This window comes from Bradyrhizobium manausense (genome assembly GCF_018130615.1).
GTDB classification, from domain to species: Bacteria; Pseudomonadota; Alphaproteobacteria; order Rhizobiales; family Xanthobacteraceae; genus Bradyrhizobium; species Bradyrhizobium manausense_A.
Genome location: NZ_JAFCKB010000011.1, coordinates 68,575 through 84,464 on the forward strand (window position 1 = coordinate 68,575; position 15,890 = coordinate 84,464).

Consider the following 15,890-nt stretch of genomic DNA (forward strand, 5'->3'; position numbering starts at 1 on the left):
GCGCCCGGCGGTTGCCACGCGATCGAGGGGAGCAGCGCTCGATTGTGCGCAGATCGTCACACAAAACCTCCGGACCCGAAGGCCCGGAGGTTGCACGTTGAACAAACAGTTCGCTCAGTTCTGCCTGTGAATGGTGATGTTGACGTGGCTGGTGCCGAAAACCGAAGCCACCGCGTTCTCGGCCTTGGCGAATTCCGAGCCGATCCATTTCACAGCCGCAGACGCTTCGTGCTTGATCCAACCCCAGACGCCGGCTGCGACAACGCCGTCGAGTTCGTCGATGGTCAGCTCACGGTTCTCAAAGCCTTTGTCGTTGGCACGTTTCATGTTCATCTCCAGTTGGTGATGCGGGCCATCCCGCAAGCACAGGCAGGATGCATGCACGCTCCGAAGATGGCTGTGACGACGATCACCTCCGTCACGACGGGTGATGAAATGGCGTTCCAGTCGTGAAGCGACAACTGACTACGATGACAATCTCCGCTCGGCGATAATCCGCACAGGCGGAAAAGCAACGCAATCGACCACGTCGAACATCACTTCGATGCTGCGATCGAACGCCAGTGCAAACGCAATGGCATCATTGCGCCGTTCGTCGACGATGGCCGTGCCAAGCGTACAATGCGGCGTCCACGCGCCGGGCCGGTAATGCGGACGACAATGCGCTGGATCGATTGCGGCACTGACGGCGCGATGGATGCGTGCCAGGACCTCGTCGACCGCCGGCTCAGCCCAGAGGACGAGCGGAGAACCTTCGAACCAGCAAATTCGCGTGAATTCGATGCGCAGCTGCGTTTCGCCGGCTGCGGCGGCCAGCATGGCGTCCCACGCCGTTTCTTCGTCGATCGCAGGCCCGTCGTAGATCGCAAATGTAAAATGGGGACGGTAGCCAAGCGCACGCATCGATGGCTTGGCCTCGAACGCACCGACCTGATCCCACAGCCGCTCGATCTCGTCTGCAGAACCGTTGTCGGCGCGGATATTGATTGCCAATGCCACAGGGGCACCCCGCGGGTGGAACAATCAAATCAAGAGGGATGGTGATTTCGAGAAATGGCGCTCCCTAGGGGAATCGAACCCCTGTTTCAGCCTTGAGAGGGCTGGAAGCACTTTCCGCGCTGGTTCGTAGTTGTTCGTCATAATATAGCCTTATCAATAACTTAGACAGAAGTCGTTCTTCGCTGATCGGCTTTGTACGCCGATGCTTATTCGACGGATATTCGACGACTCCGGGTTCGTATGCCATGACAAAGACGCTCGCTGAGGCTCAGATCACGACTGCCAAGGCGCGCTCGAAACTGGAGCTTGGTGTACATTGGCGCCGCCTCGATGCCGAGGCGCATCTTGGCTATCGCAAGGGCAAGCGGAGCGGCATTTGGTTCGTGCGCTGGCGCAATCACCATGATGGAGCCAACTACAAGCAGGCGCCGGTCGGCATCGCCAACGACGTCAACGACAAACTTGCCGAAGGCACGCTGACTTTCGAGCAGGCGGTGACACAAGCGCGGGAACATGTCACCCGTTCCAGAACAGAAGCGGCGGCACAAGCCGCCGGACCGGCCCCCACCGTGCGGACGGCTGTAGAGACATATATCAGGGAACGTAATGCCCGTGACAGCCGAAGGACCGGTCGCGAGGTTCGATCCGATGCTGGTCACCGCTTGCGGCGTTACGTTCTTGGTCAAGAGGAACGTGGTAGCCAGGAAGCCATTGAGGCCACCCCGCTCGCCGCAGTGCATCTGCACGCGCTACGGGAAGATGATCTTTTGACGTGGCGCGAGGACCTTCCTGTAGAGTTGAAGGCCACGACAAAACAGCGGCTCATAAATGACCTGAAGGCTGGGCTGAATGCAGCGTGGCCTCGCCTGTCGGCAGAGCAAAAGAAGCTGAACCCAACATTCCCTTCGATTGTGAAAGACGGGTTTAAAGCTGAGCGCATCGATGATGATGATGACACATCAGTCGCCCGAGACAACCAAGTCCTTACGGATGCGCAAATAAGCACCCTACTTCGAGCCGCGCGCGAGATCGACGACGAGCAGGGATTTGAAGGCGACCTACATCGCATTGTCGTGTGCCTTGCAGCCACGGGCGCCCGATTTGCGCAGGCAAGACGGATGCGCGTCAGTGATGCACAACGGGAAGAGCAGCGCTTGATGGTACCAGGTTCCTACAAGGGTCGTGGTGGCAACGGTGGCTCCGTTCCAGTTCCGGTGGGCGAAGATGTCATCGAAGTCCTCTTGCCAGCCATGTTAGATCGCCCAAAAGAGGCGCCGTTGTTCGAGCGATGGAGCTACGAGCAGGAGGCCGGCAGCATCGTTTGGAGAAAGTCAGAACGCGGTCCTTGGAAGACGGCAGAACTTACACGTCCGTGGCACGCCATCCGCGATCGCGCAGCGCTACCAGAAGCCATTCCTTATGCGTTGAGACATTCCAGCATCGTTCGCGGTTTACGAAACCGACTCCCTATTCAACACGTTGCTAAGCTACACAACACTTCCGTGAAAATGATCGAGCGGCATTACGCGAAATATATCTCAACAGCCTTGGAAGATCTCGCTCGGGCGGCAGTTGTGCCCCTCGTCCCGCGGCACGGCGAAAATTCGGTTGGGTACGGATGACCAATAGGACGCGCTTGCCAGCGAACGCGTACGGCCTTTCCGGGCTGAGACGACAACCAAGTTGAGGGCCAATTCACGATCGATACGGTAAGCCGTGTCATCGTCAGCTTCCGCACCTGCTTACCTGACTGTCATCAGGAGCCGTGAACCTGTCCAGGGTCGATTGGTATCGCATTGATACCAACCAGAGCCAATAGAGATTGCACATTGACTAGACGACGGCGCCCGACCGTCGTCGTGGTAACTCGACCATCCCCGATGAGTTCATAGATTTTGGTCCGTCCGAGACCCGTCGCTTCACAGGCCTCCGCAACAGTGCAGGTCAACCGCTGCGCAAAAGGGAGACGACCTAGATGGTTGGACATCGGTATATCTGCGGCCGCACTACGTTCAACTTGGAAACTACTTTCGAAGCCCTGACCACGCCGTATCAAGATCCGCCTCCTCCATAATCGAAGGAGCTACCCTGAGGCGCGCCGCATTGCACGTCAATGGAAGCAAAGGAGCAGAAGGGAGGGCCTTAGCGAACGTTAGAGAGTGTCAGAAAAGACCAGGTTACGAAAGACAACGCAGAATTTTTCGTAACTAGTGTTGGCAAGGATCGATGCTGCGACAGTTGCAACACCCAGTTCTTGGCATTGCTTGAGCGAACATTGCTGAAGCTGCAGCTCAGCCCGGGGCCAAAGCCGTTCCGACGTAAGCTTCCTGCGGGAAGGAAAATACACCGCCTGCCAGCATCGCTGGATCGGACGTGTCCGCGACTTCCGATGCGACCCTGTCGATCAGCGCCTGCCGTTCGGACTCCGGACGGCCGTCGAGCAGCCCCGCCATCGGCGTCGCAAGAAGCTGAAAGCGCACGTAATCGAGGACGGACGGAAAAGCGATCCCCTGGACGACGGTGTCGACACGCACGCTCTCGAACGCGGCGTTGAAAAGAAGCTCCTCTAACTCGCCAGGGGCGCCGAATGAATGCTCCCCGCGTTTGATCAGGGAAGCGTCGCTTCCGAGGACGCGGTCGAGCGCCTCGACGAACGCGTGGGCGCCAGGAGTTCTTTCGATCGGGCTATAAACGCTCACCGCCAGGCGCCCGCCCGGCAACAGCACACGACGCATCTCGCGTAGAGCCATCCCTTGATCGGGGAAAAACTGCAGACCCAGTTGGCAAAGCACGACGTCGAAAGTGACCGCCGCGAACGGCAGATCCAGGGCGCTTCCGTCGATGAACTCGATCGCCCCATCGCCGCCGGATGCCTTGCGCGCGACGGACAGCATGCCTTGGTTCAGGTCGAGGCCGGTGACGTGGCCGGACCCGGTCCGGAGGCTCGCGAGGCGGGCCACGATCCCCGTTCCGCAAGCGACGTCGAGGACCTTTTCCTCGGGCCGGATCCCGGCGCGTTCCACAAGGTCAGCCGCCCATTTGGCGGTGATCGCAGGCACAAGATAGCGCTCGTAGAGCTCCGGCGCGCTACCGTCGAGTTGCCAATGGGAAAGACCAGACACCGTCTCCTCCAGCTGCTATCCGCTTCAGTATAGCACACCGCAATTACGATCTCAGTCCGCGCGTAGCCGGCTGGTCCGGGCCGGGAAACGTCGTAGACGTCGAAACCATTTTTCGAAGCCGCGACACATTCCTGAAACCGAACAGGATCGAGCTGCTGCCATTGGACCAGATGGGGATGTGGTCATGCGGAGACATTCATCGAAACCCTTTACCGCGATTATTGCCTGGCCCGGCTGCAGGAGATGCGGAAGCTTGAGATCTCGCACTGACCCATAAGTGATACTCAAAGATATCCGATCGCGTTCGCCGTACTGTCGGCCTTCGCGATCGCCATCGCGGTCTGGGCCGCCATGGGGCAACCGCCCGCGAATCATCCGAATAACCCGGCTCTCGCCTCGTGCTGAATCAATCAGACGGTTCCCTCTGGCTCAGGAACCGGCCGTCGTTTTCAACCGTTCGGTCAATGCTCATCGGTCTTGGTACCCGTCTGGAACGGGTACGCAATCTTTTTGTTCGACATGAGCGACAAACCGGTTCGGAAAGAGCAAGCAGTGAGCGTACTTCTCGTCGAGGACGACCCCCTGATCCGCGAATTCGTGGTCGAAGCTCTGCGTGAGGCAGGGTACCACGTGATCCACGCAAGCACCGGCGAGGAGGCGCTCGCCTGGTGCAAACGCCACGTCGCCGACGTGCTGGTCACCGATGTGAGGCTACCTGGACCGCTCGATGGATGGCAGATCGCGGAACGCTACAGAGAGGAGGATCCTGGGCTGCCCGTCATCTACGCCACCGGCTTCTCGCCCAGCACTCCACGCCCGGTCCCCGGTAGCCGCATCGTGAAGAAGCCCTTCCATCCGGACGAGATCGTCCGGACGATCAAGGAGCTCGACGAAAAGAAGGGCGCACCGCCTGATTGATCGGTACTCGCGGTCGTTTGCGCCGCGCGCGGCTCTCCGGCCGACCAGATTCAAACCGCGCACAGGAACCATAGCTCCTTACCAGCTCATAACCCGCTAGCCCCCGGAGCTGGGGCCTTTCTCCCAAGCAGAGCTTCTGTGAACTTCCCCGGCGCCGAGTGCTATTCGTCCACGCCCGCAGCGGCGGAATTCTGGGCGCCAAGCAGCTTGAGCGCAGTCTCGATCTTCGCGAGCAGCGCCTGGATTTCGGCGCGCTCGTTCGGACCCGGATCGGTGCCGAGGCGCGCGAGCAACTGCTCCTTCTGTGTCAGGAGCTTCGCAACAGCAGGCATGTCATCTCCGCCGAAATGGAGCAGAACGTCGAAGGGGGCCGCTCTGAGAGCGGCCCCCTTCTGGTTCACCAGCTTCGGGTGCCGAAGCTGAAACCGATGCTCGGCCCGCCGCCGTAGTAGCCGTAGCCGCGATCGTAGTAGCCGGGGCCGCCGTAGTAGCCGTAGCTGCGGCGCACCACGTAGGCGTCGTCGTCGCCGTAGTAGCGTTGGACGTAGCGCGGGCCGCGGGTCCGGAAGCAGCGGCCGTACTCGTCGCAGACGAGCCGGACCTGCTCCGTTCCGGAGGAGACCTCGGTCGACCCCGGGGAGGTCGGGTTGAGCGGGGCGGCAATCGCAGCCGATCCCAGAAGGGAGGCGGCGAACAGTCCCAGTGCGATGGTCTTCATGAATGTTCTCCTTCCTTGGCGAGATCAGTCGATCTCTTCGATGACACGGCGCTCATGAGGTTCGACGATGTAGGTGCGGCTGTCCCGGTTGATGTACCGGTATTCGCGCAGGGTTGGAGCATCCCGATAGACCTCTTCCGGAAACGCCTCTACCTCGACGCCTTCGGGCACACGTTCGCCGGTCCTGATTTCGGTTCGGGCCGTACTGCCCGTTGTGCGAGTCTCGCGCTCGACAGGCCGCGCCTTGGCATGCTTGCGGATCACCTCGCGGTCGCGATCGCTGAAGGTGACCTTGCGCTGCTCAGTGCGCGCGGGCGCCGAAGCGGTCGAGCGGCCGGAGTAAGGCAGGACCGTCACGATCTTGTAGCTGGACGGCTCCACGATCACGATCTCGTCCTTCACCAGCACGAAGTCGTAACCCCTATACTGCGGTACGATCTCCGCGACCTCGGCCGGCAGCGGCTGCATGGGGACGTCCCGCGGCACGACGGTGCCCACCGAAAGCGAGAAGTTCACGTTCGTGAGCGGCTGCACGTTCAGGTGCGAGATCGACGAGCTGATGCGGGTCCGCTGCTGATCGTTGATGTTCACCGACGCGTTCACGTTGGTGTTCGACGAACGATCGGCAGTGTTCTGCCGGTCGTTCGGTTGCTGCGCCGTGTTGGTCGAACCGCTGCCGGTCGGGGACTGCGCCTGGTTCGTTCCCGAAGCGGGCGGATTGGCACTCTGCGTCTGATTGTTCGTGTTCGACGGAGAGTTGGTCTGCGCCTGGTTGGAAGGCGCGGTGGTCTGGTTGGACGGCTGAGTGGTCTGGGCCTGGTTGGTCGAGTTGTTCGACGTCGGCGCCTGCGTGGTATTGGTGCTTGTACCGGAATTGGACGGCTGGGTCGCGGCGTTCTGACCGGTCGAGGAAGGCTGCTGCGTCTGGGCCGAATTCGTCGAAGGATTCGTGGCCTGGCCGGACGAGCTGGACGGCTGGGTCGTCGATGATGAGGACGGTGGCGTCGTGGACGTGGAATCCTGCCGCTGCGCCGTCGGCGGATTCGCGCTCGAAGTGCCGGGCGACGACTGTGCAAACGCCGAAGTCGCGATCGCGACCGCAGCGGTCGTGGCCAAGAATAAACGCTTGTTCATCTGATACCTCCTAATGAGATTGCCGATAACACTCGGAGGCATGACGAGTTCCTGATCGGGTAAACTAGGCAGACCACGTTCTCACGCACGGAGACCTATCGCGGCAATGTCCGTTATTGGCGCGATCGCGCAGAGGCGCGCGTGATTCCAAGCTTTCGGGAACAAACGGAACTTCCAACTGTGCTTGCCGTTGCCCGTGACTACTTACGAGCCACTGGAGGAGGACATGATGAAGAAGCTGATCCTGTGCGGCGCGCTCGCCGCTTTCGCACTCGGCACACAGGCCGCCAGCGCCGCCGAGTTCTATATCGTCCGCGACGCGACCACCAAGAAGTGCACCGTCGTCGACAGCAAGCCGACGACGACCACCACTACCGTCGTGGGCAATGGCATGTACAAGACCAAGACCGAAGCCGAGTCCGCCGTGAAGACCACTAAGATCTGCACCGAGCAGTAATCGCTCGGCGGTCGAACGGCTCGTCCGGTACGCCGGGCGGGCCGCTTTCGTTTCAGCTATCCACAACCGATTTCTTAAACCGGCATTACCTGCGAGCGATCAGTTCACGATACCGGCCTTCATACTCCCGCGCCATCCGGGTCGCGACGAAGCGTTCCTCGAACCGGGCGCGGACGGTTCCTCTGTCGAGACGACCGAGCTTGTTCACAGCCGCGATCGCCTCTTCGGCGTTCTCGACGATGAAGCCGGTGACGCCGTCCTCCAACACTTCCGGCACCGAGCCGGAGCGATAGGCGATGACAGGCGTTCCGCAGGCCATCGCTTCGATCATTACGAGACCGAACGGCTCGGGCCAGCTGATGGGAAACAGCAAGGCCGCGGCCCCGGCGAGGAACGGCTGCTTCCGCGCCTCATCGACTTCGCCGACGAGCTGGATCTTATCGCCATCAATGCTCGGTTCGAGCGTTTTTTTGAAGTACGCCGTCTCCGCACGAGGTATCTTGGCGGCGATGCGCAGCGGCATTCGCGCAGCGCTTGCGATCCGCATCGCGTCTTCCGGGCCCTTGTCGGCCGTCAGTCGCCCCAGAAATGCCAGGTACGATCCGGGTTCATGGGACGGCCGAAGGAGATCCTTCGGCAGACCGTGCTGTATCGTCGCGATCCAGTTCGCGTCTGGAAGCGGCCGGCGCTGATTGTCGGAGATCGAGACGAAGGGCGCTTTCGGAAAGGCTCCGATGACGTCGGGAAGCCCGGGAAGGTCCAGACGGCCATGCATCGTCGTGAGATACGGGATGCCCGTCCGGCTCAACACGGGAAGAGGTAGCCAGTCCACGTGAGAGTGGATCAGGTCGAAGCCGGCGGCGTGTTCGGCAATCGCTTCCATAAGCATCGCGCAGGCGGCGTTGGGATCCGCACCCCTCCGCCCCAGTCGCAGAGCGCGGGGCCACACCGTGTGAAGCTTTGCCTTCGTGCTCGAATCGCCGCTGGCAAACAAGGTGACGTCGTGTCCGAGCTCGACCAGCTCGTCCACCAGCCATGCGATCACGCGCTCTGTCCCGCCGTAGAGTCTCGGCGGGACGCTTTCGGCCAGGGGAGCGAGCTGCGCGATCCGCATCGGCTAGGCTCCCAGAACGCATCGCATGATCACCACCACAACGGCCGAAAGCAGGAACGAAATCGCGAGCAGCGTCCAACCGGGCTGGGTGCTTCCGCGGGTCACCCGTGCGACGAGCATCTTCAGGCCCCTCAGCATTCCTCTTCGGGAAGCCGGTCGAGATAAGCTACGCCGAAGCTGGCGAGTTCTTCGGAATCGCTTCGTCGCTCTTCCCATCTCCTCTGCAGGTGACGCTGCAGCAGGCAGCGCCGGTCATCTCCTGAATCGACGTCGGGGTGCCGCGAGCGATAAACCGTCCACGCGGTCTCCGCGGCCATTTTCAACACATCGTCGACCATCTTCGCGCTCCGGCGACCGCATCCAGTCGATGCCAACTCGACGCGTGCGCGAAGGTTTCCTGTTTTTCCCGATCATAGACGAAGGCCATATCAAGACGCCTTCGCACGCGCTCGCCCGCGCGCCGCCCGTCGGCGCTGCAGGCGCCGGCTTCGGGCAGCGCGCGTGGAGGCAAGAAGTCTCGGCGCGGGCTCTGCGGCCGCGGGGCGCTCGACGACGATCTCGGGTTCCGCTTGCGACTCGGAAGGCCTGGCTTCCATGAAGTCGAGCACCGTCCGGCCCTTCTCGGTGATCCGCCATCCGCCATTCAGGCGTTCGACCAGCGCCTGCGAGAAGATGTCGAGATCGGGGACGCGTGCGGCGAGACGCTTCGTTCGCTCGACCCAATCGCGACCGCTGGTGGCCAGGATGGCCATGTCGCGCTTGAGGTCCGCCATGACGGCGAAGCCATCGGGATAGCTCACTAGGATCTTGAGCACCGTGACCTGGAAGTTCACGCCCCATCCCCCCTATTTATCGCCGCGTCACCGAACCGTCGTGAAGCGCCTCGCAACCGACCTTCTTCAGATTCTCCGGCGCGACGTTGCCCTTGGTTGCAGCTTCCAGAATCCTCGAGCGACTTGCGCGCGAGCACCGGTTTCCAAGCGCGAGATGTCGGCGCGGTCATCGTGGATTACGGCGCGCGGAAGCGCGGTCGTAGCCGGATCGAACATGGCCCCCGAAAGGCGACTAGCGCAGAAATTCAGCCGGCGCATTCAAGATTGTTAAGGCCGCAACGTCACGCAGCTTGTCTCGTACCGCCGGGGACTGGCTACGGCAACCACGGCGGAGCCTATCCGGTCGTTTGGCATCGCTGGCATCGTCACCATTGGTTGAAACCAGTCGATCCGCGCAACGGAGGCCGCGCGCTGGAAGGCGCGGCCTTTTTCTTTACCCTCACCACCATCCACCCGAAAATGGGTCGTGCCGCTCGAAGGCGAGCTGTCGTTCGGGTGCTCTTTTCGACAGCTTTGCAGAGCGCTTCGGATGCGGACGGGACGCGGCGGAGAGGCGTGCTGGCGGCTCTTTCTTGATTTCGGCAGAAGGTGCTGCAGGCATTGCGGCCAGGGCTTCGCGCACTTGCTGCGGCGGTTCTTCGATGACCGGATCGGCCTGCTCTATCATTGGAACATCCGTCCGCGGACGCGTGTCGAAGACGACCTTCTCCGGAAGACTTCTCGCCGAGGCAATCCGGATGATGGTCCTGTCGGGATCGGCCGTTCCCACATGCTCGACGGGAGCCGGCAGGTAACGGTCCGCAGCGAAGAGCAAAGCCAGCAGCAGCGCGCCTACGAAGACGAAATATCGAATGATGGGCATGGACGGCCAAGGAGTCTGTTGTCGGCGGGGCCGGTTGGACGTGGAGGCGGACCGCCCGTTCGGCGACCCGCCTCGATCGACTCAGTCGATCTCCTGGACGACCGTGCGCGTCGACGGATCGACCAGCATCACGCGTTCACCCGAGTAGACGTAGCGATACTTGGTGAGCGAGGGACCCCAGTCGGCAGGCACGGCCTCGAGCTCGACCTCGCGCGGCACCGGCTGGCCGACCACGATCTTTTCGCGGGTCTCCACCGGGCGGACCTTGTGTTCGGTCACGTAGGTATGGATCTTCGTGCGGTATTCCGGCTCGATCTGCACCGCGGCGGCATTCCCGGCACCGGTGGTGGTGACGACCGTGGACTGTGCCATCGCACCCGTCGAGATCAGCGCGGCAGCCGCGCATGTCAGCATCAGCTTCTTCATGAATGTCTCCCTCTCCGCAGGATGCGGCATGCGAGAACCCGCGAATGGTGGCAAGGTTCCCGCCACTGCCCCTGTGAAGAGCCAGCTCGCTCACGCGCGCGACGGAACATTGCGATCAAAGACTGGTTCGCCCAAGTTAACGGCGGCGCCCTTGTGGCTCCAAAGCAGGCGTTCGCTCACGTAGGTTCTGCCGATGTCACCGTCCGACCCAGTCAATAGTGCTCACGATCGGCGCCAACGAAGGCTGCTCTTTGTGTTGGCTTTGGGTTTTGTCGTTTTCGGTGCCGCCGCAGCCGCCCTCTTCTACGTCTTGCAGCCCGAGACCCTTCGGATCGCCGTCGGCCCCGCAGGCAGCGACGACCAACAGGTGGTCGAAGCGATGGCCGAGGCTTTCAAAGAGGAAAGCAGGTCGGTCACGCTCTCCCCGATCACGACTGACGGAGCGGCCGAAGCCCTCGCTCTGTTGGGCGCCGGCAAGGCCGACCTTGCGGTCGGTCGCAGCGATCTCGGCATGCCGGCGGACGCGCAGACACTGGCCGTGCTGCGCAAGAACTACGTCGTCCTGTGGTCGCCCTCGGGGCGACCGGGTAAGAACTCGCGGAAAAAGGCGACCGGGAAGATCGGACAGATTGACGATCTGTCCGGCCACAAGGTCGGCATCATCGGAAAGACCGGGGCCAATCTCGCGCTCCTGCGCACCATTTTGGTCGGCTCCGGCGTCGATCCGGACAAGGTGACGACGGTTCAATTCGGGACCGACGAGATCGAAAAGCTCGCGCAGAATACGACTGTGGACGCCTATCTCGCGGTCGGTCCGCTCGACAGCAAGATCACTGCCGACGCGATCGCGGCGACCTCGCAGTCGCGCGGAGCTCCGAAGTTTCTTCCGGTCGACGCATCCGAAGCCATCGCCCTGAAGCACCCCCGCTACGAGGCCGAGGAAATTCCGGGCAGCGTCTTCAGCGCGAACCCGGCCTGGCCGGAGGACAAGGTCGACACCATCAGCGTCAACCATCTTATCCTGACCAGAAAGAAACTGTCTGAAGCCAAAGCCGCGGCCTTCTATCGGCAGCTGTTCGCGGTGCGCGACACCATCACGCAACGTGTCGCTAGCGCCGCGCACATCAGCAAGCCAGAGACGGAAAAGGAGGCGGAGCCCTCGGTGCACCGGGGCGCCGCAGCGGTCATCAATGGGACCGAGCGGACCTTTCTGGACAAGTACAGCGACTACTTCTGGTTCGCTCTGCTTCTTCTTTCCGGGATCGGTTCGGCCGCTGCCTGGCTGCGTCGCTATCTGAACCGGGATGAACGTGACGACAGCACCAGCCACCGCAACCGCATTCTCGCCCTGGTCTCGGAGGTTCGGGATGCCGGGTCCGAGCAGGACCTGCTGACGTCGCAGCGGCAGATCGACGCCATCATCGGCGAGACCCTCAAGTGCTACGACGAGGGAGCCATCGAACAAGAGGACATGGCCGCATTCGGCCTTGTCCTCGAGCTGTTCGATCATGCGGTTGCGGAAAGGCGCGCCGTGCTACAGAACGGCTCCGCCGATCCGGCGAGGTCTCCGGGCCCAACCTTGGCCTCGCGCCGATAGTCGCACCCGGCAGGCCAAACCCTCATCGTTTCTGCAGCACGGTCGAAAGCACCGGACCGTCGTTCAAGATCGACAGGACCTCCCGCGAGGACAGATGCGCTGCGGCTTCCTCGAAAGTATCGCTCGCGTCGACCTTGGCACGGCCGACCGCCAGGTTCGCATCGACCGTGTCAGGCCGCGCGGTGCGCGGAGGTGGAAGCTGCGCCAGGTGGAAGGCCAGGAGCGCAGGGTCTTCGCGCAGCTGCACCAGTGCGGGTCTGACCCCGACCTCTGCCGACGCGCTTAGTTCGTTCGCCCGACGCAGGACCGGAGGCGGCTCGCGTTCTTCGGGAGTGACGAACAATTTGGCGGACGCCGGCCTGGCGGTCAGCGCGCCGATGGGAACAGCGAACAGCAGCCCAATGATGACCGGCGACATCCAAAGCAGAAGGGGCAGCGAAACAGCGTACGCACTTGCCGCCATCGCTACGCCACACAAGGTTGGAACGCCGTATTTCCGATAGAGTTCGCGGCGCTCGACCGTGCCGTCGTCGCGCCTCTGCGTCTGCCAGCCCGCATCGCGGCCGGCAAGAATTTCGACAACCGCGATCGACTGGAAGATCATCATGACTGGCGCCATCAGCGCGGACACGATGATCTCTGCGAAAACTCCGGCTGAGGTTCGCAATGCCCCGCCGAATTGGCGTCGCTCCGAGCCCCGTATCCCAACGAGGAGCAGGCTGAGCAGCTTCGGCAACAGCAGCAGCCCCATGGTGGCGACGAACACCCAAATGGCGAGCACCGGGTCCTGGGCCGGCCAGGTCGGAAACAGCGAGAAACCCTTGGGAAAATACTCCGGACGCACGAAGCGGGCCTGCAGCGAGATCAGCATCCCCAGCAGCAGGAACAGCAGCCACAGCGGTGCCGTCAGGTAGGCCCCGATCCCCACTATGAAATGCAAGCGCGACACCCAATGAAGACCCCGCGCCGGGACAACGGCAAGATGCTGAAGATTGCCCTGACACCAACGCCGGTCGCGCGCGGCAAAATCGAGCAGCGAAGGCGGCACCTCTTCGTAGCTTCCGCCGAGCATGGACAGCATGTAGATGCCCCACCCGGCGCGCCGCATCAGCGCGGCCTCGACGAAATCGTGGCTGAGGATGTGCCCGCCGAATGGCTTGGGCCCCCGAAGCTGGGGCAGCGCCGCCGCTTCGGCGAACGCCTTCACACGGATTATCGCGTTGTGTCCCCAGTAATTGCCCTCGGAGCCGTGCCACCAGGCGACGCCGGCCGCGATCATCGGCCCGTACAGCCGGCCCGCGAACTGCTGGACACGGCTGAACAGACTTCGCGCGTTGACGACCATGGGGAGCGTTTGGACGAGACCGGCGGTGGGATTGGTCTCGATCGCATGGACCAATCGGACGATGGTCTGCCCGCTCATGAGGCTGTCGGCGTCGAGCACGATCATGAAGTCGTAGACGGCGCCGAACCGCGTGATCCACTCTGAGATGTTTCCGGCTTTGCGTGCCGTGTTGTCGGCGCGGTGCCGATAGTACAGCCGCGATATTCCGACGGCCTGACGCAATGCGAGCAGTGCCTTTTCTTCGGCGACCCAGATGTCCGGATCGGTGCTGTCGCTCAGAACGTACCAGTCGAACAGCTCTCCATGCTTCGTCGCTTCCAAGGACTCGATGATCGCGCGCAGCCGGGCCGTCAATCGGTGTGGGTCCTCGTTGTAGGTGGGAAGCAGCATGGCGGTGCGGCTTGCGATCGCAGGCAGCTCCCCGTCTGGCGCGAAGGCGCCCGAACGATGGACCAGCAGCACAAAGAAGCCGGCCAGCGCGGATGCGAACGAGAAGGCGACCCAGGCGAGCAGGACCAGAAAGAGCGCCAGCACCATGGCTTCGAGGACGGTGACACCCCCGACCTCCAGCACGCGGTACATCTCATAACCGCCGGCCCCCGTGAGCGCCACCGTCGAGAGCAGGATAAGGCCGCGTCGCCAGGCCATCGCGAGCGCGACCGGCGCACGAACACGGTGGGGTACCCGGCTTTTTCCGAGATCGCCAGGAGCCATCGGAAGTGGTGCTTCCCGGGGCAGCAGGCGCTGAGTCGCAGTTTCGCCGGCCATCGGCCGCGGCGCCGGGTTCAGGGTGCCCATCGGTAGATCCAGACTTCCGACAAGGGCTTGTCGCCTTCGGCCAGAAACGCCCGCAGCTCGATCGGCTCTCCCTTCACCTGGCACTGGAAGCTCAGGCGCCAACCGCCGGTGTAAGGATTTGGCTGCGTGACGATGTTCTTCACCTCGGACTTCTCCGCCGTCACCACGCCTTTGACGCCCGCAGGATCGATGCCCTTCAGGTTGTCGCCAACCAGATCGAGCACGAAGAGGCGCGCGTCCTCGCCCCTCGCGCCGATCCCGCTTCGCGTGAATCTGGCGACCGAATGCGGTTTCGGGCTGTCCGGCCCCCAGTGCAGCCGATAGGTGTAGTTGTGTTCGCCTTTGGCCTGTAGCGGGTTCTTAGGCCGCCAGAATGAGGCTATGTTGTCGTGGACCTCCTCCTTGGTCGGGATCTCGAACAGCATGATGCCACCCTCGCCCCAATCGCCGATCGGCTCCATCCACAGACTTGGACGTTTTTCGAAGCTGGACTCGATGTCCTGATAGGCGAAGAAGTTTCTCTCCCGCTGCATCAGCCCAAACCCACGGGGATTTAGATCCTGGAAGGTGCTGATCTGGAGATCGCGGGGATTGCTGAGCGGTCGCCACAGGCTTTCGCCCTTCCCATTGAAGATCGCAAGGCCGTCGGAATCGTGGACCGACGGACGGAAGTCGTCGATGTCGTTGCGGTCGTTCGGACCATAGAAGAACATGCTGGTCATGGGTGCGAGCCCGGCCCGCTGCATTTCGACGCGCGGGTAAACCGCCATTTCGACGTCGAAGACCGTCGTGTCCCCGGGCCGCACGGTGAAGCGATAGCTCGCTGCGCAGCTTTTGCTGTCGAGCAAAGCGTGGATCACCATCGAGGTTGCACCTGGCGCCGGCCGCTCGAGCCAGAAGGCCTTGAAGAGCGGAAATTCCTCGCCCTTGGCTTCGCCGGTATCGATCGAAAGTCCCCGGGCCGAAAGCCCGTACGTCTGCCCCTTGGCAACGGCACGGAAGTAGCTCGCGCCCAGGAAGACGCAGACCTCGTCGTAGTAGTCGGCGCGGTTCATAGGCGCGTGTATGCGGAAGCCCGCGAACCCGAGATCGATGTCCTCGAAAGCCGGGACCTTCTCGCCGAAAGAAAAGTCCGCCTTGCGGTACTTGAGCTCGGTAGCCTTCCCGTCCGCGACTTCGAAGACGGTCACCCTGTTCTTGTAGAAGAAGCCGCGATGAAAGAACTGCGCCTCGAAGGGTAGGTTCTTGCCACGCCAGAGCGCGCGCTCCGGCAGAAAGCGGATCGAACGATACCGATCGTAGTCAAGGTCCTTCAACCCGCCCGGCAGCTTCTCATCCGGCGCCTCGTACGGTTTGCCGGCCAGCGCACGGGCCAAGTCCCTGACCGTGGACGACCCAAACGCGTCATCCGACGCAGCGGCAAAGCCGCTGCGCGAGACGAGCAGCAACGCCGGCAGCAACGCCGACCCTTGAACAAGCTGGCGTCGGTTCACGTGCTCTCCTACTCGCTACATCTGCCGCGGCCAAGCAACGGCCGGCGCGCGTGCGAGTTCCACCGCCCGGCCAT

General features: G+C 62.3%; 18 protein-coding genes and 1 tRNA gene. 4 read left to right on the forward strand and 15 right to left on the reverse strand.

Annotated features, from left to right (window positions below):
* Positions 1-114: 114 nt before the first annotated feature.
* The 3 genes from JQ587_RS21245 to JQ587_RS21255 form a co-directional block, all read right to left on the reverse strand.
* A complete protein-coding gene (locus tag JQ587_RS21245; protein WP_212300123.1) occupies positions 115-327 on the reverse strand; it encodes a hypothetical protein in 213 nt (70 codons plus the stop codon).
* 138 nt (positions 328-465) lie between these two features.
* Positions 466-999, reverse strand: a complete 534-nt coding sequence (locus tag JQ587_RS21250) for a 2'-5' RNA ligase family protein (protein WP_212300124.1) — start codon at positions 997-999, stop codon at positions 466-468.
* A 55-nt stretch (positions 1,000-1,054) separates the two neighbouring features.
* Positions 1,055-1,125: transfer RNA gene (locus JQ587_RS21255), tRNA-Glu, on the reverse strand.
* Between the two features lie 119 nt (positions 1,126-1,244).
* Between JQ587_RS21255 and JQ587_RS21260 the strand changes: the two genes are divergently transcribed.
* The gene (locus JQ587_RS21260) at positions 1,245-2,621 is read left to right on the forward strand and encodes a tyrosine-type recombinase/integrase (protein ID WP_212426544.1); all 1,377 of its coding nucleotides are present in this window, start codon (positions 1,245-1,247) and stop codon (positions 2,619-2,621) included.
* 134 nt (positions 2,622-2,755) lie between these two features.
* Here the strand turns inward: JQ587_RS21260 and JQ587_RS37200 are convergent, their stop codons facing one another.
* Both JQ587_RS37200 and JQ587_RS21270 read right to left on the reverse strand, forming a co-directional pair.
* A complete protein-coding gene (locus JQ587_RS37200) occupies positions 2,756-2,986 on the reverse strand; it encodes an excisionase family DNA-binding protein (protein ID WP_433995303.1) in 231 nt (76 codons plus the stop codon).
* A 304-nt stretch (positions 2,987-3,290) separates the two neighbouring features.
* The gene (locus JQ587_RS21270; RefSeq protein WP_212426546.1) at positions 3,291-4,121 is read right to left on the reverse strand and encodes a methyltransferase domain-containing protein; all 831 of its coding nucleotides are present in this window, start codon (positions 4,119-4,121) and stop codon (positions 3,291-3,293) included.
* 552 nt (positions 4,122-4,673) lie between these two features.
* Here JQ587_RS21270 and JQ587_RS21275 point away from each other — a divergent pair.
* The gene (locus JQ587_RS21275) at positions 4,674-5,039 is read left to right on the forward strand and encodes a response regulator transcription factor (RefSeq protein WP_349629520.1); all 366 of its coding nucleotides are present in this window, start codon (positions 4,674-4,676) and stop codon (positions 5,037-5,039) included.
* A 161-nt stretch (positions 5,040-5,200) separates the two neighbouring features.
* On the opposite strand, the gene JQ587_RS21280 is transcribed toward JQ587_RS21275, so the two are convergent.
* The 3 genes from JQ587_RS21280 to JQ587_RS21290 form a co-directional block, all read right to left on the reverse strand.
* The gene (locus tag JQ587_RS21280; RefSeq protein ID WP_212426548.1) at positions 5,201-5,371 is read right to left on the reverse strand and encodes a hypothetical protein; all 171 of its coding nucleotides are present in this window, start codon (positions 5,369-5,371) and stop codon (positions 5,201-5,203) included.
* Between the two features lie 65 nt (positions 5,372-5,436).
* Positions 5,437-5,757, reverse strand: a complete 321-nt coding sequence (locus tag JQ587_RS21285) for a hypothetical protein (protein WP_212426549.1) — start codon at positions 5,755-5,757, stop codon at positions 5,437-5,439.
* A gap of 24 nt (positions 5,758-5,781) precedes the next feature.
* Positions 5,782-6,891 (reverse strand): DUF1236 domain-containing protein, encoded by a 1,110-nt coding sequence (locus tag JQ587_RS21290; RefSeq protein WP_212426550.1) that lies wholly within the window; start codon positions 6,889-6,891, stop codon positions 5,782-5,784.
* A gap of 229 nt (positions 6,892-7,120) precedes the next feature.
* Here JQ587_RS21290 and JQ587_RS21295 point away from each other — a divergent pair, with 229 nt between their 5' ends.
* Positions 7,121-7,348: a hypothetical protein gene (locus JQ587_RS21295; protein WP_212426667.1), complete on the forward strand. Its 228-nt coding sequence runs from the start codon at positions 7,121-7,123 to the stop codon at positions 7,346-7,348.
* 85 nt (positions 7,349-7,433) lie between these two features.
* On the opposite strand, the gene JQ587_RS21300 is transcribed toward JQ587_RS21295, so the two are convergent.
* From JQ587_RS21300 to JQ587_RS21320, 5 genes are all read right to left on the reverse strand, one after another.
* Complete coding sequence (locus JQ587_RS21300; RefSeq protein ID WP_212426551.1) at positions 7,434-8,462, reverse strand: glycosyltransferase family 4 protein; 1,029 nt, start codon at positions 8,460-8,462, stop codon at positions 7,434-7,436.
* Positions 8,463-8,593: 131 nt separating this feature from the next.
* Complete coding sequence (locus JQ587_RS21305) at positions 8,594-8,800, reverse strand: hypothetical protein (protein WP_212426552.1); 207 nt, start codon at positions 8,798-8,800, stop codon at positions 8,594-8,596.
* A gap of 90 nt (positions 8,801-8,890) precedes the next feature.
* The gene (locus tag JQ587_RS21310; RefSeq protein ID WP_212426553.1) at positions 8,891-9,295 is read right to left on the reverse strand and encodes a hypothetical protein; all 405 of its coding nucleotides are present in this window, start codon (positions 9,293-9,295) and stop codon (positions 8,891-8,893) included.
* Between the two features lie 439 nt (positions 9,296-9,734).
* A complete protein-coding gene (locus JQ587_RS36730) occupies positions 9,735-9,962 on the reverse strand; it encodes a hypothetical protein (protein WP_249154428.1) in 228 nt (75 codons plus the stop codon).
* Positions 9,963-10,238: 276 nt separating this feature from the next.
* Entirely contained in the window at positions 10,239-10,583 is a 345-nt protein-coding gene (locus JQ587_RS21320) for a DUF1236 domain-containing protein (protein WP_212426555.1), read from the reverse strand.
* Positions 10,584-10,776: 193 nt separating this feature from the next.
* On the opposite strand from JQ587_RS21320, the gene JQ587_RS21325 reads away from it, so the two are divergent.
* Positions 10,777-12,180, forward strand: coding sequence for a TAXI family TRAP transporter solute-binding subunit (locus JQ587_RS21325; protein WP_212426556.1), 1,404 nt, complete (start codon positions 10,777-10,779; stop codon positions 12,178-12,180).
* Between the two features lie 22 nt (positions 12,181-12,202).
* On the opposite strand, the gene mdoH is transcribed toward JQ587_RS21325, so the two are convergent.
* Both mdoH and JQ587_RS21335 read right to left on the reverse strand, forming a co-directional pair.
* Positions 12,203-14,323: a glucans biosynthesis glucosyltransferase MdoH gene (gene mdoH, locus JQ587_RS21330; RefSeq protein ID WP_212426557.1), complete on the reverse strand. Its 2,121-nt coding sequence runs from the start codon at positions 14,321-14,323 to the stop codon at positions 12,203-12,205.
* On the reverse strand, positions 14,311-15,816 hold the full coding sequence (locus tag JQ587_RS21335) for a glucan biosynthesis protein G (protein WP_212426558.1): 1,506 nt from the start codon (positions 15,814-15,816) through the stop codon (positions 14,311-14,313). Before JQ587_RS21335 ends, mdoH begins: the two co-directional genes overlap by 13 nt.
* Positions 15,817-15,890: the final 74 nt, after the last annotated feature.